Origin of the sequence: Geodermatophilus nigrescens, from assembly GCF_900129495.1 — a bacterium.
Classification (GTDB): domain Bacteria; phylum Actinomycetota; class Actinomycetes; order Mycobacteriales; family Geodermatophilaceae; genus Geodermatophilus; species Geodermatophilus nigrescens.
The window spans coordinates 95,187-112,863 of record NZ_FQVX01000002.1; the positions used below are offsets into that span (position 1 = coordinate 95,187).

At 74.7% G+C, this 17,677-nt stretch carries 17 protein-coding genes; 13 read left to right on the forward strand and 4 right to left on the reverse strand.

All coding sequences use genetic code 11. The annotated features are described in order from the left end of the window. Window positions 1-152: 152 nt before the first annotated feature. Window positions 153-1,025, forward strand: a complete 873-nt coding sequence (purU, locus tag BUE37_RS08000; RefSeq protein ID WP_073419719.1) for a formyltetrahydrofolate deformylase — start codon at window positions 153-155, stop codon at window positions 1,023-1,025. A gap of 25 nt (window positions 1,026-1,050) precedes the next feature. On the opposite strand, the gene BUE37_RS08005 is transcribed toward purU, so the two are convergent. Together BUE37_RS08005 and BUE37_RS08010 are read right to left on the reverse strand one after the other, a co-directional pair. Next, window positions 1,051-2,256: a cytochrome P450 gene (locus BUE37_RS08005; RefSeq protein ID WP_073419720.1), complete on the reverse strand. Its 1,206-nt coding sequence runs from the start codon at window positions 2,254-2,256 to the stop codon at window positions 1,051-1,053. A gap of 40 nt (window positions 2,257-2,296) precedes the next feature. Further along, the gene (locus BUE37_RS08010) at window positions 2,297-3,286 is read right to left on the reverse strand and encodes a PDR/VanB family oxidoreductase (RefSeq protein ID WP_073419721.1); all 990 of its coding nucleotides are present in this window, start codon (window positions 3,284-3,286) and stop codon (window positions 2,297-2,299) included. Window positions 3,287-3,351: 65 nt separating this feature from the next. On the opposite strand from BUE37_RS08010, the gene BUE37_RS08015 reads away from it, so the two are divergent. Beyond that, window positions 3,352-4,110: an IclR family transcriptional regulator gene (locus tag BUE37_RS08015; RefSeq protein WP_217651184.1), complete on the forward strand. Its 759-nt coding sequence runs from the start codon at window positions 3,352-3,354 to the stop codon at window positions 4,108-4,110. Window positions 4,111-4,212: 102 nt separating this feature from the next. On the opposite strand, the gene BUE37_RS08020 is transcribed toward BUE37_RS08015, so the two are convergent. Then, on the reverse strand, window positions 4,213-4,752 hold the full coding sequence (locus tag BUE37_RS08020; protein ID WP_073419723.1) for a CGNR zinc finger domain-containing protein: 540 nt from the start codon (window positions 4,750-4,752) through the stop codon (window positions 4,213-4,215). 73 nt (window positions 4,753-4,825) lie between these two features. Between BUE37_RS08020 and BUE37_RS08025 the strand changes: the two genes are divergently transcribed. Next, window positions 4,826-5,794, forward strand: a complete 969-nt coding sequence (locus tag BUE37_RS08025; protein ID WP_073419724.1) for an EamA family transporter — start codon at window positions 4,826-4,828, stop codon at window positions 5,792-5,794. A gap of 9 nt (window positions 5,795-5,803) precedes the next feature. On the opposite strand, the gene BUE37_RS08030 is transcribed toward BUE37_RS08025, so the two are convergent. Beyond that, entirely contained in the window at window positions 5,804-6,664 is an 861-nt protein-coding gene (locus BUE37_RS08030) for a helix-turn-helix transcriptional regulator (RefSeq protein ID WP_073419725.1), read from the reverse strand. 235 nt (window positions 6,665-6,899) lie between these two features. On the opposite strand from BUE37_RS08030, the gene BUE37_RS08035 reads away from it, so the two are divergent. The 10 genes from BUE37_RS08035 (at window position 6,900) to BUE37_RS08080 (ending at window position 17,668) form a co-directional block, all read left to right on the forward strand. Further along, window positions 6,900-8,156: an ROK family transcriptional regulator gene (locus BUE37_RS08035; RefSeq protein ID WP_073419726.1), complete on the forward strand. Its 1,257-nt coding sequence runs from the start codon at window positions 6,900-6,902 to the stop codon at window positions 8,154-8,156. Between the two features lie 63 nt (window positions 8,157-8,219). Further along, the gene (locus tag BUE37_RS08040; protein WP_073419727.1) at window positions 8,220-9,488 is read left to right on the forward strand and encodes an ROK family transcriptional regulator; all 1,269 of its coding nucleotides are present in this window, start codon (window positions 8,220-8,222) and stop codon (window positions 9,486-9,488) included. Window positions 9,489-9,704: 216 nt separating this feature from the next. Continuing rightward, complete coding sequence (locus BUE37_RS08045; protein WP_073419728.1) at window positions 9,705-11,009, forward strand: ABC transporter substrate-binding protein; 1,305 nt, start codon at window positions 9,705-9,707, stop codon at window positions 11,007-11,009. Between the two features lie 63 nt (window positions 11,010-11,072). Continuing rightward, the gene (locus BUE37_RS08050) at window positions 11,073-12,026 is read left to right on the forward strand and encodes a carbohydrate ABC transporter permease (RefSeq protein ID WP_073419729.1); all 954 of its coding nucleotides are present in this window, start codon (window positions 11,073-11,075) and stop codon (window positions 12,024-12,026) included. A 12-nt stretch (window positions 12,027-12,038) separates the two neighbouring features. Next, window positions 12,039-12,872 carry a carbohydrate ABC transporter permease gene (locus BUE37_RS08055; RefSeq protein WP_073419730.1) on the forward strand — a complete coding sequence of 278 codons (834 nt, stop codon included), beginning with the start codon at window positions 12,039-12,041 and terminating at the stop codon, window positions 12,870-12,872. 157 nt (window positions 12,873-13,029) lie between these two features. Next, entirely contained in the window at window positions 13,030-14,109 is a 1,080-nt protein-coding gene (locus BUE37_RS08060) for a Gfo/Idh/MocA family protein (protein WP_073419731.1), read from the forward strand. Further along, window positions 14,106-15,005, forward strand: coding sequence for a thioredoxin family protein (locus BUE37_RS08065; RefSeq protein ID WP_073419732.1), 900 nt, complete (start codon window positions 14,106-14,108; stop codon window positions 15,003-15,005). Before BUE37_RS08060 ends, BUE37_RS08065 begins: the two co-directional genes overlap by 4 nt. Before the next feature lie 28 nt (window positions 15,006-15,033). Next, window positions 15,034-16,260: an ABC transporter ATP-binding protein gene (locus BUE37_RS08070; RefSeq protein WP_073419733.1), complete on the forward strand. Its 1,227-nt coding sequence runs from the start codon at window positions 15,034-15,036 to the stop codon at window positions 16,258-16,260. Window positions 16,261-16,274: 14 nt separating this feature from the next. Next, window positions 16,275-17,282, forward strand: a complete 1,008-nt coding sequence (locus BUE37_RS08075; RefSeq protein WP_073419734.1) for a sugar phosphate isomerase/epimerase family protein — start codon at window positions 16,275-16,277, stop codon at window positions 17,280-17,282. After that, complete coding sequence (locus tag BUE37_RS08080) at window positions 17,282-17,668, forward strand: C-glycoside deglycosidase beta subunit domain-containing protein (protein WP_073419735.1); 387 nt, start codon at window positions 17,282-17,284, stop codon at window positions 17,666-17,668. The genes BUE37_RS08075 and BUE37_RS08080 overlap by 1 nt, the downstream gene beginning before the upstream one ends. Window positions 17,669-17,677 lie beyond the last annotated feature (9 nt).

Here is a 17,677-nt window from a genome sequence, read left to right on the forward strand (position 1 = left end):
TCCCGGCCTGCGTCGATTGTCGCGCCCCGGGTGCGGTCTTCCGCCGACGGAGAGACGTCATCTGTGGCGTGCGGCACACCGGCGACCGGCCATAGGTTCGCCGCACGGCGGCCGGCGAACGCCCGGCGCCCACCACTCGCGGAGGAGGTCCGATGACCCGGCCCGTCGACGCCCAGCACGGCGTCCTGGTGCTGTCCTGCGAGGACGCGCCCGGCATCGTGCACGCGGTGTCCGGCCTGCTCCTGCAGGAGCGGTGCACCATCCTGGAGAGCCACCAGTTCGACAGCCCGACCAGCGGCATGTTCTACATGCGGGTCGAGTTCGCCCACGTCGACGGCTCACCGCTGGACGTCGACGCGCTGCGCGCCGCCTTCGAGGAGACCGCACAGCGGTTCGCGATGGACTGGCGGATGGTCGACTCCGCGCAGCGGCCGCGGGTGCTCATCCTGGTCAGCAGGTACGCGCACTGCCTCAACGACCTGCTGTTCCGCAACTCGATCGGCGAGCTCGACCTCGACGTCGTCGCCGTCGTCTCCAACCACCCCGACCTCGCCGGCACCGCCGAGTTCTACGGCGTCCCCTTCCGGCACGTGCCGGTCACCCCGGAGACCAAGCCCGAGGCCGAGGCAGCGCTGCTGGAGATGGTGCGCGCGGAGCGGATCGACCTCGTGGTGCTCGCCCGCTACATGCAGATCCTGTCCGACGGGCTGTGCAAGGAACTCGAGGGCCGGGCGATCAACATCCACCACTCGATGCTGCCGAGCTTCAAGGGCGCGCGGCCCTACCACCAGGCGCACGCGCGCGGGGTCAAGTTCATCGGGGCGACGGCGCACTACGTCACCGCCGACCTCGACGAGGGCCCGATCATCGAGCAGGAGATGCTGCGCGTGGACCACGCGCTGACCCCCGAGGAGCTCGCCGCCCGCGGCCGGGAGGCCGAGACCCGCGCGCTCGCGCACGCGGTGCGCTGGCACACCGAGAACCGGGTGCTGATCCGGGGGAACCGGACCGTCGTCTTCGAGTGAGCCGGTCCGGCAATCCCCGCCGGGATCAGGCGGGGGTCAGCCGGACCGGGAGGCTCTCCCACGCGCGCAGCGTGTTGTTGTGGTGCCGCACGGGCGTGCCGGCGGGCGCGATCGCGCGCACCCGCCGGGCCAGCGCGGTGAGCAGCGCCTCGGCCTCCAGGCGCGCGACGTGCTGGCCCACGCACTGGTGGATGCCCATGCCGAACCCGACGTGCCCGGAGGGGTCGCGGGACAGGTCGAAGGCGTCGGGGTCCGCCCAGCGGCGCGGGTCGCGGTTGGCCGCGCCCAGGAACATGAGGATCTTGCGCCCCTCGGGGACGACGACGTCGCCGACCCGCACGTCGGTGGTGGCGGTGCGGAAGAAGGTCTGCACCGGGGACTCCCAGCGCACCGCCTCGTCGAAGGCGACGCGGGCCAGCGACGGCTCGGCGCGCAGCCGGTCCCACTGCGCGGGGTGGGTGGCGAAGGCGTGCAGGATCGCCGACAGCGCGTGCACGGTGGTGTCCACCCCGGCGGTGAGCAGCGAGCGCACGACCAGCGGCGCCTGCTCCGGGGTGATCTCGCCGCGGTCGCTGGCCGCCCAGATCTCGGCGCCGAACCCGCCGGGGGCGAGCACCTCGCGGCGGCACTGCGCGGCGACCCACCCCGACAGCTCGGCCACCCGGGGCGCGCCCTTCGCGACCAGGTCGTTGGCCGGGCCGAACGCGTTGAAGGCGTGGTCGCCGTAGGGCAGCAGGTTCTCCCGGCCGTCGTCCGGGATGCCCACGGCGTCGGGGAAGACGCGCAGCGGGAACACCTCGGTGAGCACGGGGACGGCGTCGAACTCCGTCCCGGCGGCGAGCACCTCGTCGACGAGGGCCTCGGCGTCGGCCCGCCAGTGCTCGTGCAGCCGGCGCAGCGCCCGGGGCCCGAGGACCTTCTGCAGCACCCGGCGGGGCGCGTCGTGCCGGGGCGGGTCGGCCTCGAGCAGCAGGCTCGGCGGCCGCCACGGCTCCTCGTACCGGAAGTTGGACAGGCCCACGCCGGCGGCGGACTGGAAGCCCTGCCAGTCGGTGAGAGCCGCGTGCACCTCCGCGTAGCGGGCCATCGCGTAGACGTCGTGGCGGGACAGGTGCACGACCGGGCCCGCCTCGCGCAGGGCGGCGTGCATCGGCAGCGGGTCCTCGAGCACCTCGTGCGCGAACGGGTCGACGTCGCTGGTGGGGATCGTCGTGGGGACGGTGGCGGTCATGGCGGACTCCGGTCGGTGATCGGTCCTCAGAGCTCGGTGCTCACAGGTCGAGGACGAGGCGCTCGTCGCGGGAGCGGGACACGCAGACGTACATGCAGTCGTTCGCGGCGCGCTCGTCGTCGTCGAGCAGCGCGTCGCGGTGGTCGGGCCGCCCGGCCAGGACCGTCGTCTCGCAGGTGCCGCAGACGCCGCGGCGGCAGGAGGACAGCACCTCCACGCCGACCCGGCCCAGGGCGTCGAGCACGGTGCTGCCGGGGTCGACGACGACCGTCGTCCCGGTGCGGGCGAGCTCGACCTCGAACGGCGCGGTGCGCGCCGGGGCGCCGCCGTCCACCGCCACGAACCGCTCGGTGCGCAGCGTGTACGGCGGCCAGTCCGCGCAGGCCCGCTCCATCGCCGCGAGCAGGGGCGCCGGGCCGCAGGAGTAGACGCGGACACCGGGGCGCGGCCGCCCGAGGAAGCCGGCGAGGTCCAGCAGCCCGGTCTCGTCCTGCGGCCGGACGAGCACGCGGTCGCCGAACGCGGCCAGCTCGTCGAGGAACGCCATCGAGCGCCGCTCCCGCCCGCCGTAGAGCAGCCGCCAGTCCGCGCCGAGGGCCTCGGCCTGGCGCACCATCGGCAGCAGCGGGGTGATCCCGATCCCGCCGGCCACGAACAGGTAGCGCTCCGAGGGGACCAGCGGGAAGTTGTTGCGCGGGCCGCCGACGCCCACGAGGTCGCCCACCGCGAGCTCCCGGTGCACGTACGCCGACCCGCCGCGGCTGCCCGGCTCCAGCAGCACCCCGACCCGGTAGGTCGCGGGGTCGAAGCGGTCGCCGCACAGCGAGTACTGCCGGGTCAGGCCGCCGGGCAGGACCAGGTCGACGTGCGCCCCGGGCGTCCAGTCCCGCAGCCGCCCGCCCGAGGGGGACGCCAGGTCGAGGGTCACGACGCCGTCGGCCCGCACCTGCTTGTCGACGACGCGCAGCGTGGCGACGTCGGCTGAGGCAGGCGCGGAGGCGAGCGCGGGCGCGGAGACGGAGGCGGTCACACCGGCAGGGTGACGGGCCCGGCTGTGACGTGGACAACGCCGTCTCAATGGACGAGAGTCCGGACGTGCCTCGGGTCGCGACGGGTGAGTCGTCGCTGGACCGCGCCGTCCGGGTGCTCGAGGCCTTCACGCCGGACCGGCCGGAGCTCGGCGTCACCGAGGTGGCCCGCCGCGCCGGGCTGCACGTGGCGACGGCGTCGCGCATCGTCGCCCGGCTCGCCGACCACGGCCTGCTCGAGCGCACGCCCGACCGGCGGGTGCGCATCGGCGTGCGAATGTGGGAGCTGGCGGCCCGCGCCTCGCCGACCCGTTCCCTGCGCGACGCCGCGATGCCCTACCTGGAGGACCTGCACGCGGTCGTCGGGCACCACGCGCAGCTGGCCGTCCGGGACGGGGACGACGTGCTGTTCGTCGAGCGGCTCTCGGCCCGGGACGCGGTGGTCAACTTCTCCCGCATCGCCGGGCGGCTGCCGGTGCACGTCTCGTCGTCGGGGGTGGTGCTGCTCGCGCACGCCCCGGCCGAGGTGCAGGAGCGCGTGCTGGCGCGGCCGCTCGAGCGGCTCACCGCCGCCACGGTGAGCTCCCCGGCGCAGTTGCGCGCGCTGCTGGCGCAGGTGCGCCGGCAGGGGTGGGCGCTGCTCCCGGGCTTCGTGCACGCCGACGCCACCGGGGTCGCCGTCCCGGTGCGCGACGGGCTCGGGGAGGTGGTGGCGGCGCTGTCGGTCATCGTCCCGAACGACGACCGGGCGGCGTCCGCCGTGCCGGTGCTGCTCGCCGCCGCGCGCGGCATCGGCCGGTCCCTGCCGGTGGTCGCCCGGCCCTGACCCGCCGGGCCGCGTCTCGCACCCGGTGTCGACCTGCGGTCGTCTCCGGCACCGGGAGGCGACCACAGGTCGACACCCGGCGAAGAGGAGTCCCCGCTGCGGTCAGCCGGTCGCGCGGCGGGCGCGGTAGGCGGCCGCGTGCGACCGGTTCGCGCAGGCGGTGCCGCAGAAGCGCCGGCCGGCGTTCTTGGTGAGGTCGACCAGCACGTCGTCGCAGCCGGTGGCCGCGCAGCGGCGCAGCCGGTCGAGGGCGCCCGAGCGGACGACGTCGGCGACCGCCAGCGCCGCCTCCACGCCCATCCGGTCGGCCACGGAGGCGGTCGGCTCGGTCGCGTGCAGGTGGTAGGGCCACCCGTCGTGGCGGACCAGCTGCGGCAGCGCCTGCCCCTCGCGCAGCAGCCGGTTGACCACCTCGACGACCTCGTCCTCCCCGGCGGTCCAGGCGCCGGCGAGGACGGCGCGCAGCCGGTGCACGGCGGCGAGCTCCGCGTCGTCGCCGACGCGGCTGCCGGTGAACTGCCACTCGTCGAGGAACGCGGCCAGCGCCGGCGGGTCGGGCAGGCGCTCGGTGCCGTCCGCGGAGGTGTTCACCAGCGCGGCGGCGGCGGCGAGCGCCACCTCCGTGTCATGAGCGAAGAGCATGTCGGTCCTGACTACGCTACGGTCTCGGCGTCAGGAGTGTACGGACGATCGCTCCTGACGGGAGGAGGTCGTCGTGCCCGGACGCCGGACGGGAGCGGTCGGACTGCTGCTGGCGCTGCTCTCGGCGGCCGCCTTCGGCACGAGCGGGGTGTTCGCCACCGCCCTGATGGACGCCGGATGGAGCGCCGGGGCGGCGGTCACCGCCCGCCTCGGCATCGCCGCGCTCGTCATGACCGTGCCCGCCGTCGTCGCGCTGCGCGGCCGCTGGCACCTGTTGCGGGCCGACGTCCTCGGCGTCCTGCGCTACGGCGCGCTGGCCGTCGCGCTGCCGCAGCTGGCCTACTTCCTCGCCGTCGGCCGGCTGTCGGTGGGGGTGGCCCTGCTGCTCGAGTACTCGGCCGTCGTGGTCGTGGTGCTGTGGACGTGGGCCCTGCACGGCCAGCGGCCCTCCGCGCTGACCGGCGCCGGCGTGGTTGTCGCGCTGGCCGGCCTGGTGCTCGTGCTCGACGTCGTCTCCGGAGCCCGCCTCGACCCGCTCGGCGTCCTGTGGGGGCTCGTCGCCGCGTGCGGGCTGGCCGCGTACTTCCTGCTCTCCGCCCGCACCGAGGGCGCGCTCCCGCCGCTGGTCAGCGCGTGGGCCGGCCTGGCCGTCGGGGCACTGGTGGTCGGGGCAGCCGCGCTGGTCGGCGTCGTGCCGTGGCGGACGTCGGCCGCCGGGGTGGAGCTCGCCGGGTGGTCCACCAGCTGGCTCGTGCCGGTCCTCGGCCTGTCGCTCGTGGCGGCGGCCCTCGCCTACGTCACCGGCATCGCCGCCGTCCGCCGGCTCGGGTCGCGGGTGGCGTCCTTCGTCGGCCTGAGCGAGGTGCTGTTCGCCGTCGCGGCCGCCTGGCTGGCCCTGGGGCAGCAGCCGGGGGCGGTGCAGCTCGTCGGCGGCGTCGTCGTGCTGGCCGGGATCGTGCTCGTGCGGGTGGGGGAGCGGCCGCCCGCGGCGCCGGCCCCGTCCCCGGACCCGGTCCCGGCGGCCCCGCGGGCGCGGGGGTGAGCGCACCGCTCAGCCCGGGACGGCGCGCTGCTCCGGCGCCGCCTGCGCGCCCAGGACCGCCAGCAGCTGCAGGCGCTCGGCGGTCTCGCTGCCGGGGACGGCGGTGTAGACGAGCAGCCGGTGCGACTGGTCGGGGTCGACCAGCGACTGGCAGGAGAGCTCCAGCGGGCCGACGACGGGGTGCACGAAGCGCTTGACGTCGCGCGGGCGGAGGCCGACCTCGTGCGCGTCCCACAGCCGCCGCAGCTCCTCGCTCTCGGCGAGGGTCAGCTCGGCGAGCCGCGCCGCGCGTGAGCGGGGGCCGCGCAGGGTGACCAGCTCGCGCAGGCCCGAGGCGTAGAGCCGGGAGAGGAACGCGTGCTCCTCCGGGGCGTAGAGCGCACGGGTGGCCGGGTCGGTGAACCAGCGGTAGCCGAGGCTGCGCGCCGGCCCCGTGCGCTCGGTGGCGTCGCCGGTGAGCGCGACGCCGAGCGGCGTCTGCCGCAGCGTCTCGCCCAGCTCGGTGACGATCTCCGCCGGGGTGTCGCCGAGGCGGTCGAGGATGCGCAGCAGGCCGGGGCTCACGTGCTCGCCCTCCGTGCCGCGGGCGGGTGGCCGGTGCCCGGCCAGCCGGAACAGGTGGTCGCGCTCGTCGAGGGACAGGTGCAGGCCCTGCGCGATGGCGGCGACCATCTGCTCCGACGGGTGCGGCCCGCGCTCCTGCTCAAGCCGCGTGTAGTAGTCGGTCGACATGTGGCAGAGGACGGCGAGCTCCTCCCGCCGCAGCCCGCTCGTGCGCCGGCGCGGCCCGCGGGGGAGGCCGACGTCCTCCGGCTGCAGCGCCTCCCGCCGTCGTCGCAGGAAGTCCGCCAGCCCGGCCCGGTCGATCACGTCGCCTCCACTCGCGGGTCCCGGCGCGGGTCGCGGCACGGGTCCCGCCGTCGTTCCTACCGGTGCCGGCGGCGCTCATCCACGGACCGCCGGTCCCTCCCTCGTGACCGGATCGCGGACGGACGTGTACCGGATGCCCCTCCGCGGGATGATGTCCCCGGAGCCGCGGTGCTGTAGGACAACGGATCGGTCCCCGCACCCGGGACAGGGACACGACGCAGGAGGAGGCCCGGCCGTGCCGAGCGACCGCTACACCGGCCTCGCCGCGGTGCTGGCCGCCATCCGGAACTCCGAGGACAGCACCCAGCCGCAGATCGTCGAGCGGGTGGGGCTGGGCCGCAGCGTCGTCGCCCAGCGGGTGGCCGAGCTGGAGGCCGCCGGGCTGGTCGTGTCCGACGGCTTCGGGCCCTCGACCGGAGGGCGCGCGCCGCGCCGGCTGCGCCTGCACGCCGAGGCCGGCCACGTCCTCGGCGCCGACATCGCCACCAACGAGCTCGTCGTGGGCATCGCCGACCTCGGCGGCAGGCTCCTGGCCACCCGGCACCGTGAGGTCGAGGTCGTCGCCGGTCCCGAGGCCGTCCTCGGGCACCTCGAGCGGCTGGCCGCCGAGCTCGTCGAGGAGGCCGGCGCCGCCGACAGCCTGTGGTCCTTCGGCGTGGGGATGCCCGGCCCGGTGGCCTGGGACAGCGGCGCGCCGGCGGCCATGCCGACCCTGCCGGACTGGAGCCGGCACCCCACCCGGGCGCAGCTGGCCGAACGGTTCGGCGTCCCGGTCTGGATCGACAACAGGACCAACCTCTCCGCTCTGGGTGAGCGGCGGGTCAACCCCGTCGCCGCGGCGTCCCGGCACATGGTCTACCTGGGTGGCGGCTACGGGATCGGTGCGGCGGTGGTGGTGGACGGCCGCATCCACCGTGGGGCCCACGGCCTGGCCGGCGCCATCGACCACGTGCCGGTGCCGGGCGTCGGCGACGTCGTCTGCCACTGCGGCCGCACCGGCTGCCTCGAGGCGGTCGCCGGCCGCGCCGCCCTCGTGCGCGACGGCCGGCTGCTGGCCGAGACGCGGCAGAGCCCGGCGCTCGCCGAGGTCCTCGAGCGCACGGGCCGCATCCGCCCGGTCGACGTCACCGAGGCGGCCGGCCGGGGGGACACCGCCGCCCGCGCCCTCCTGCACCGCAGCGCCACGCTGATCGGGCGGAGCCTCTCCACGCTGGTCAACGTCTTCGACCCCGACCTGGTGGTGGTCGGCGGCGGCATCGCCCGTGCCCGGGCGCACGTGCTGGCCGCCATCCGGGAGGAGATCTACCGGTCGGCCCTGCCGGCGGCCACCCGCGACCTGCGGATCGAGCCGTCGGCCTTCGACCAGGAGATCGCCGGCATCACCGGCGCGGTCGAGTTCGCCCTCGGGGAGCTGTTCAGCCCCGAGCACCTGCCCGCCGTCCTCGACGCCCGCGACCGCGTCCGGTCGCTGGACGAGGACATGCCGGCCTGACTTCCGTCACGGAGTCGGCTCACTTCCTCCGCGGAGAGGCATAAGTCCGGCTAGGCTGCGCGGGTGAGCACGGGCACCCCCGACGGGCTGGTCGCCGTCCTCGACGCCATCCGGAACGCCGACGGGGTCACCCAGCCGCAGCTGGTGCAGCGCCTCGACCTGGGCCGCACGGTCGTCGCCCAGCGGGTCGCCCAGCTGGAGGCGGCCGGCCTCGTGGTCCAGGACGGACGCGCGCCGTCCAGCGGCGGACGCGCCCCGCGGAGGCTGCGGTTGCGGGCCGGGGCCGGCTTGGTCGCCGGCGCGGACGTCGGGGCCACGGGGATGGCCGTCGGTGTGGCCGACCTGTCGGGGCGGGTGCTCGCGACGGTGCACGAGCCCGTCGACGTGGCCGACGGGCCCGACCCGGTCCTCGGTCGCGTGGAGGAGCTCGTCGCGCGCCTGGTCGAGGGCCTGCCGGGCGCGCCGCCGCTCTGGGGGGTCGGCGTCGGGGTCCCGGGCCCGGTCGAGTTCGCCACCTCGCGCCCCGTCGCGCCGCCGATCATGCCCGGCTGGGACGGCTATCCGATCCGGGAGCGGCTGTCGGGCCGCTTCGCCGTCCCCGTCTGGGTGGACAACGACGTCAACGTCTTGGCCCTCGGGGAGCTGCGCACCAACCCGGCCGCGGCCGCGGCGGGCGACCTGCTCTACCTCAAGATCGGCACGGGCATCGGCGCGGGCCTCGTCTCCGGGGGGCGGGTGCACCGCGGGGTCAACGGCTGCGCCGGGGACATCGGGCACGTGGCGGTGACCGAGGCCGACTCGGTCATCTGCCGGTGCGGGAACGTCGGCTGTCTGGAGGCCGTCGCCGGCGGCGCAGCTCTGGCCCGGGACGGACGCCGGCTGGCCGAGAGCGGCGGCAGCGCGGTGATGGCCGAGATCCTGGCCCACCGCGGCGGGCTCACCGCGGCGGACGTGACAGCCGCCGCCGAGCGCGGCGACCCCGCCGCCACCGCGATGCTCGCCCGTGCCGGCCGGCTCGTCGGTGGCACGCTGGCCACCCTCGTGAGCTTCTACAACCCGGGACTGGTCGTCCTCGGCGGCGGCGTCGTGCACGCCGGCGACCACGTCCTCGCCGCCATCCGCGAGTCGGTCTACCGGCGGTCGCTCCCGCTGGCCACCCGCACGCTGCGCATCGAGCCGTCGCTGCTCGGTGAGGCAGCCGGCCTGGCGGGCGCCGTGCACCTTGCGCTCGACGCGCTGTTCGCGCCCGGCCGGCTGTCCCGGTGGTTGCCGTCGGGCTCCCCGGCCGGACGGCCGGATCTCGCGCCCGACGCCGAGCCCGCGCTCGTCTGACGCCGGGCGCGGGCCGCTGCTGTGGCCTGCGTCATCAGCAGCGCTGATGTCGGGCATCACCACGGTTACGTCCCTGTTGCATTGACTTCCTCCGTCGACTGGCAGAAGTATGTGGTTGCCATCACGCGGACGGGATCCTGAGCGGACCCGACGCGGCGCTCGGAACCACCGTCGCAGTCGTCGTCCGGTCGCCGGACACGTGGAGAGAGGCAACAGATGACCCAGCACCGTTCGAGGGGGATCCGCCGCATCGGTGTCCTCGTCGCCGTCCCGGCCCTGAGCGCGCTGACGCTCGCCGCATGCGGCGGTGGCGACGACGGCGGGTCCGGCGGGTCCGGCGGGTCCGGCGCGGCCGACGGCTTCTCCTTCGCCTTCGAGAACGCCTCGGGCGGTCAGGAGAACCCCTGGCAGCTGCTCGCCGACCAGTACGCCGAGGAGACCGGCGTCGAGATCGAGACCCAGGGCCTGCCGCCGGACAGCTACGGCCTGTCGATGCGCACGCAGCTGCAGGGCGGCAGCGCCCCCGACGTCATGATGTTCTCGCCGGGCGCGGGCAACTCCAACGCGGTCCTGCCCCTGGCCGAGGCCGGCTACATCGAGGCGCTCGGGGAGGAGTCCGCGTCCCTGGTCCCGGCCGGCAACGAGTCGCTGTTCGAGATCGACGGCGAGGTCTACGCCCAGCCGACGAGCATCATCCCGGTCGGCATGGCGTGGAACTCCGCCGCCGCCTCCGACGGCGGGGTGGACGTCCCCGCGGACGAGTCGGCGATGCTCGACGCGTGCGGCACCCTCGCGGGCGAGGGCAAGTCCTTCCTCGCGGTCGCGGGCTCGGCCCCGCCCAACATGGGGTTGATGGCCATGGCCATCTCCGCCACCCGGGTCTACGCCGAGACGCCGGACTGGAACGAGCAGCGCGCGGCCGGTGACGTCAGCTTCGCCGACAGCGAGGGCTGGCAGGCCACCCTGCAGACCGTCGTGGACATGAACGAGGCCGGCTGCTTCCAGCAGGGCGCCGCCGGCGGTGGCTTCGACGCCATCACCCAGGGCCTCACGCAGGGCACGTCGCTGGCGGCCTTCGTGCCGGGCGCGGCGGCCACCGAGCTCGCCAACGCCAGCCCGGGCCTGAACCTGCAGGTGCAGCCGTTCCCGCCGGCCGACGGCGGTGACCCCTTCATGCTCGCCAGCCCGAACTACGCGCTGTCCATCAACGCCTCGGCCGAGGACGGCGCCAAGGAGGCGGCGCGCGAGTTCCTGGCCTGGATGGCCGAGCCGGAGAACGCCGCTCGCTTCGTCGAGCTGCAGGGCGGGGTCGCCATCACCGGACCCGACGAGAACCTCTCGCCGGTCTACGAGCCGGTCGCCGACCTGCTCGAGTCCGGGGACTACGCGCCGCTGCCGAACCTGACCTGGCCGAACCCCGGCGTCTACGACGCGCTGTCGACGGGCGTCCAGGGGCTGCTCGCCGGCCAGGGCGACATCGCGTCGGTGCTCGAGTCGATCGACCAGGCCTGGGACCAGTGACCGGGGCCGGCTGACCCGGCGCCACCCCCCGACCGCACCTCCGGACGCACCGAGGGACTGACGATGACCGCAACCATGGGCACCCCGCAGGACACCGGTCCGCTCGTCCGGGGCACGGTCCCGGCCGCCGGGGGCGGGCAGCCCGCCCGCCCCCGGCGCAGCCGGCCGCTCATCACCTACGGCCGCTGGTGGTGGGCGCTGCCCGCCATCCTCGCGGTCCTGCTCATCCACTACGTCGCCACGGCCGGCGGGGCGCTCTACGCCTTCACGAACTGGACCGGCATCGGCGACTTCGACTGGGTCGGGCTGGACAACTTCCGCCGCATCCTCGACGACCCCGCCCTCATCGGGTCGCTCGAGAACACGCTGTTCCTCGCCTTCGGCTTCCTGATCGCGACCAACGTCGTGGGGCTGCTGCTGGCCCTCGCGCTCAACCGCACGCTCAGGACGCGCTACCTGCTCCGGGTGCTGTTCTTCATGCCGGTGGTGCTCAGCCCGCTGGCGGTGTCCTACATCTGGAAGTTCATCTTCGACTTCAACGGGCCGCTCAACGACGTGCTCGCCTGGTTCGGTGCGGCGCCGAAGACCTGGCTCGCCGACCCGACCCTCGCGCTGTGGGCGGTCCTGGTCGTCATGGCCTGGCAGACCACCGGCATGGTCATGGTCATCTACCTCGCCGGCCTGGCCACCGTGCCGGCCGAGATCGAGGAGGCCGCGGCGCTCGACGGGGCCAGCACCTGGCGGAGGTTCCGGTACATCACGCTGCCGTCGATCCGCCCGTCGCTGGCGATCGCCTCGACCCTCATGCTCATCCAGGGTCTGCGCGTCTTCGACCAGGTCATGGCCCTGACCGGAGGCGGCCCCGCCGGCGCCACCGAGACGCTGGCCACGCAGGTCTACAAGGAGACGTTCGCGTTGAGCAACTTCGGCTTCGGCGCCGCGCTCGCGCTCCTCCTGACCCTCATCATGCTCGTCTTCTCGGTGCTGCAGCAGGCTGCCACCAGGGACCGGTCGTAAGGGATCCGTGCCATGTTCCGCTACACCAAGGCGACCGCGCTGCGCGAGGTGCTGGTCTGGGCCTTCGCCCTGCTGACCCTGCTCCCGTTCTACTTCCTGGTGATCAACGCCCTCAAGCCGGACGAGGAGCTGCTCACCACGGGCTCCTCGACCCCGCCCAGCCGGCCGACGGTGGAGAACTTCACCGAGGTGCTGACGGCGACCGGGGACTCCAACATCCTGCTGGGGCTGCTGCACAGCGCGGTGATCACCGTGGGGAGCATCGCCGGCCTGGTGGCCTTCGGCTCGCTGGCCGCCTACGTGCTCGCCCGGACGACGGCGCGGTGGGGGAGCGTCGCCTTCTACCTCTTCCTCGTGGCGATCGTGCTGCCGACGCAGCTCGGCCTGATCCCGCTCTACATCGGCGCCCGCCAGCTCGGGCTGGTCGGGTCGCTGTGGGGCATGATCGTCCTGTACGTCGGCACGCTCATGCCGCTGGCGGTCTTCCTCTACGCCGGGTTCTTCCGCAACCTGCCGCGTGACTACGAGGAGGCGGCGGCGCTCGACGGGGCCGGCCCCGCCCGGGTGTTCTTCCGCGTCGTGCTGCCGCTCATGGCGCCGGCCACCGGGACCGTGGCGATCCTGGCCGGCCTCATCGTCTGGAACGACTTCTTCTCCGCGCTGATCTTCCTCGGCGGCTCGGACAACCAGACGCTGCCGGTGTCCATGTACTACTACGTCGGCTCGCTCGTCTCCGCCTGGAACAAGATCTTCGCCATCGTGCTCATCTCGATGGTCCCGATCCTGGCCTTCTACCTCTTCGCGCAGAAGCGCTTCATCCAGGGCTTCGCCGGCGGCATCAAGTAGCGCCGGCGCGGGCCTCCCCGGCGGAGGTCCGCCCCCATCCACCGCGCCGATGACCCCCATCAGCACGGACAGGCACCCGCGTCATTGACTTCCTCCGGTTGTCGGAGGAAGTGTGTATCCCAGGTCACGGACGTGACCGAGACCCGAAGGAGGACCCGTGGCCGATCGGATCCGCGCCGGCATCGTCGGGACCGGCTTCATGGGCACGGTGCACGCCCGGGCGATCCGCCGCAGCGGCGGCGTGGTCACCCGGGTCGCCGGCTCGACGCCGGAGTCGTCGGCCGCGGGCCGGGAGCGCATCGGGGCGGAGTCGGCTACCGAGTCGGTCGACGAGCTGATCGCCGCCGACGACGTGGACGTCGTCCACGTGTGCACGCCGAACGCCACCCACGCGCCGCTGGTGCGTGCGGCGATCGCGGCCGGCAAGTCCGTGGTGTGCGAGAAGCCGCTCGCCGTCGACGCCGCCGAGGCCCAGGAGCTGCTGGACCTCGCCACCGCCGCCGGCGTCACCGCCACCGTGCCCTTCGTCTACCGCTTCTACCCGACGGTCCGCGAGGCCCGCGCCCGGGTGGCCGACGGCAGCGCCGGCCCCGTGCGGCTGTTGCACGGCTCCTACCTGCAGGACTGGCTGGCCGACGCCACCGACGACGACTGGCGGGTCGACGCCGCGGCCGGCGGGGCCTCCCGGGCCTTCGCCGACATCGGCGTGCACTGGTGCGACCTGGTCGAGTTCGTCTCCGGCCACCGGATCACCCGGCTGGCCGCCCGCACGCTCACCGTCCACCCCGAGCGGGGCGGGCGCCCCGTCACCACCGAGGACGCCGCCGTCGTGCTCTTCGAGACCGACCGCGGCGCCGCCGGGAACGTGACGGTCAGCCAGGTGACCCCGGGCCGGAAGAACCGGCTCTGGTTCTCCGTCGACGGCGCCACCGAGAGCCTGTGCTTCGACCAGGAGAACCCCGACTCGCTGTGGATCGGGGGCCGCGAGGTCAACCGGCAGCTGCTGCGCGGCAGCGGCGGGCACCCGGCCGCCGAGCGCTACTCCGTCGTCCCGGCCGGCCACCCGCAGGGCTACCAGGACTGCTTCGACGCGTTCGTCGCCGACACCCACGCCGCCGTCGCCGGCTCCGCGCCCGACGGCCTGCCGACCTTCGCCGACGGCGTGCGCGCCGCCCGCGTCACCGCCGCCGTCCTCGAGTCGGCGGCCGCGCGGACCTGGGTGGAGGTCGCCGCGTGACCGGCACCCGGCTGACCGTGGGCGACCCCGCCCCGGCGTTCGCGCTCCCCGACACCGCGGGGGAGCAGGTCCGGCTCGACCCCGCGGCGCACGCCGCCACGGTCGTCGTCTTCACCGCCGACGGCTGCCCCTTCGCCCTCGCCTGGCACGACCGGGTCCAGGACGTCGCCCGCCGGTACGCCGCCCGCGGCGTGGCGGTGCTGCAGGTGGTCAGCAACGACGACACCGACCACCCGGAGGACTCGCTCGACGGCATGCGCCGCCGGGTCGACGCCGGGGAGCTCGCCGGGCCGTTCCTCCGCGACGCCGAGCAGTCCGTCGCCCAGGCCTACGGCGCCACCGCCACCCCGGAGGTCTTCGTCGTCGACCCGACCGGGGTGGTCCGCTACCACGGCGCCCCCGACGCCGACCACGACGACCCGGCGCAGGACGCCGCCTGGCTGCGCGCGGCCCTCGACGACGTCCTCGCCGGCCGTGAGGTCGCCCGGCCGGTGACCTCTCCGGCGGGCTGCTCGATCAAGTGGCGGGTCGAGCTGCTGTGGTGGGCCGGCTGCCCGTCGCACGACGGCGCCGCCGCGCTGCTGCGCGACACGCTCGCCGGCCTCGGCCGGGGCGACGTCCGAGTCGCCGAGCGCGAGGTCCGCACCCGCGAGGAGGCGGCGCGTCTCGGCTTCCCGGGCTCGCCGACGTTCGCCGTCGGCCGGCGTGACCTCTACCCGGTCGACGCGCCCCCCGCCCTCACCTGCCGCGTCTACCCGCGGGCCGACGGGCGCAGCTCGCCGCTGCCGGAGCCGGCCGGCCTCGCCGACCGCCTGCGCACCGCCCTCGCCCGGCCCTGGGACCTCCCGCACTGGGTCGACCCCCGCCGACCGGCGCCCGCCGACAGCCCGTCCTGACCGACCACCACCCGCAGCAGGAGCAGTCATGGCATCGATCACCTTCGACCGCATCACCAAGCGGTACCCGGACGGGACGCAGGCCGTCTCCGAGCTCGACCTCGCCATCCGGGACGGCGAGTTCCTCGTCCTCGTCGGCCCCTCGGGGTGCGGCAAGACGACCGCGCTGCGCATGGCGGCCGGCCTGGAGGAGATCTCCGAGGGCCGGCTGCTCATCGGTGACCGCGTGGTCAACGAGGTGCACCCCTCGCAGCGCGACATCGCGATGGTGTTCCAGAGCTACGCGCTCTACCCGCACATGTCGGTGCGCGAGAACATCGCCTTCCCGCTGCAGTGCGCGGGCCTGGCGAAGGCCGAGGTGCGCGAGCGGGTGGACCGCGCCGCGGACGCGCTGGGCCTCACCGAGCTGCTCGAGCGCAGGCCGAAGGCCCTGTCGGGCGGCCAGCGGCAGCGGGTGGCCATGGGCCGGGCCATCGTCCGGCAGCCGCAGGCCTTCCTCATGGACGAGCCGCTGTCCAACCTCGACGCCAAGCTGCGCGGGCAGATGCGCGCCGAGATCCGCAACCTGCAGCGCGAGTACCGCACCACCACGCTCTACGTCACCCACGACCAGGTCGAGGCCATGACGATGGGCGACCGCATCGCCGTGCTGCGCAAGGGCGTGCTGCAGCAGCTCGGGACCCCGGAGGAGCTCTACGAGTCCCCGGCGAACCTCTTCGTCGCCGAGTTCATCGGCTCCCCGCCGATGAACGTCCTGAGCGCGACGGTGACCCGCGCGGGCTCCGGCTCCGAGCTGCTGCTCGGCTCGCAGCGGCTGGTCCTGCCGGCCGGTGCGCTGGACGCCTACCCGGAGCTGGCCGGCGCCGACGCCACCCCGGTCGCCCTCGGCCTGCGCCCCGAGGCGCTGCGGGACGCCGCCGGCGCCGACCCGTCCTGGCCGCGGCTGCTCGCCGACGTCGAGCTGGTGGAGAACCTGCCGCCGGAGAAGCTCGTGCACCTGCGCCTGGACGCCGAGCCGGTGGTCACCGAGGCGACCCTGGAGCTCGCCGCCGACGTCGACCAGGCCGCCGCCGAGGACCTGCGCGCGCTCGGCCGGGGATCGGTCCTGCACGCCCGCCTGCCCGGGACGACGCCGGTCCGCGAGGGGACCCGCGCGCAGTTCGCCGTCCCGCCGTCGGCCCTGCACTTCTTCGACCTGTCCACCGGGCAGGCCATCGCCCCGCAGTCGCCGCGCCTGGCCGCGGCGACCGCCTGACCGGGAGGGATCCCGTGACCACACCGGCACACCAGATCAAGCGGGGCGTCAGCCTCTACTCGTTCCAGGAGGAGTACTTCCTCCGCACCCTGTCCCTCGAGGACTGCATCCGGGTCGCCGGCGAGATCGGCGCCACGGGCATCGAGCTCATCCCCGAGCAGATGATCCCCGGCTTCCCCACGGTGACCGACGAGTTCGTGCAGCAGTGGTTCGCCTGGATGGAGCGGTACGGGACCCGGCCGGTCGCCACCGACCTGTTCCTCGACACCAAGCTCCACCCCGACCGGTGGCTGACCCAGGAGGAGCAGGTCGCCTCCGTCTGCCGCGACGTCGACATCGCCGTCCGGCTCGGCGCCGGCATCGTCCGGGCGATCATCAACACCCCGCCGGAGGTCATGGAGGAGGCGGCGCCCTACGCCGAGGAGAAGGGCGTCCGCCTGCTCCTCGAGGTCCACGCGCCCTTCCACTACGAGCACCCGTGGATCCTCGAGCACCTCGAGGTCATGTACCGCACGGGGTCGCCGGCACTGGGCCTCATGCCCGACATGGGCACCTACGTCGAGCGCTTCCCCCGGGTGGTCAGCGAGCGCGCCCTGCGCGACGGCGCCCGGCCGGAGCTGGTCGACCTGGTCGTGCAGACCTACGACGACCACGGCGACACCCACGCGCTCATGGACATCGTCAACTACCGCGGCGGCGGCCCGGTGGACTTCGGCCTGGCCCGCCAGGCGACCCACTACATCTGGTCCGAGCCCAAGGCGATGCTCGAGCACATGCCCCTCATCGGGCACATCCAGGCGAAGTTCTACGAGATGACCGACGAGGGCGTCGAGTACTCGATCCCCTACGACCGGATCGTGCCCGTGCTCCTCGAGGGCGGCTTCGACGGCCACCTGTCCAGCGAGTACGAGGGCAACCGCCACATCCAGGACGTGCACCCCGTGGACAGCGTCGAGCAGGTCCGCCGCCAGCACGCCATGTTCGCCCGCCTGCTCGGCGAGACCCCCGGAGAGGACGCCTGATGTTCGACAGGTACATCGTCTGCGAGGAGGGCTTCCGCGCCCTCGACGACGGCCGCACCGGCGGCGTCGTGGAGGTCCGGATGCCGTACTACCGCGGCCTCGCGCTGTCGATGGTCGAGGCCGTCGACCTCGTCGTCGACGGCCGGCCCGTGCCGCCCGCCCGCACCAGCTTCACCGTGCACGGCAACACCTACCGCTTCGACCAGCTGCCGCGGACCACCGACGACCGGTGGGAGATGGGGGAGCGGGCCCAGCTCGCCTTCGAGACCGACGAGCCGCTCGCCCCCGGCGAGCACGAGGTCGCCGTCGCCGTGCGGCTGCGCATCTCCTACATGCCCGTCCCCAGCGGGGGGCGCGACAGCAAGCGCCTCACGCTGGCCGCCTGAGAGGACCGG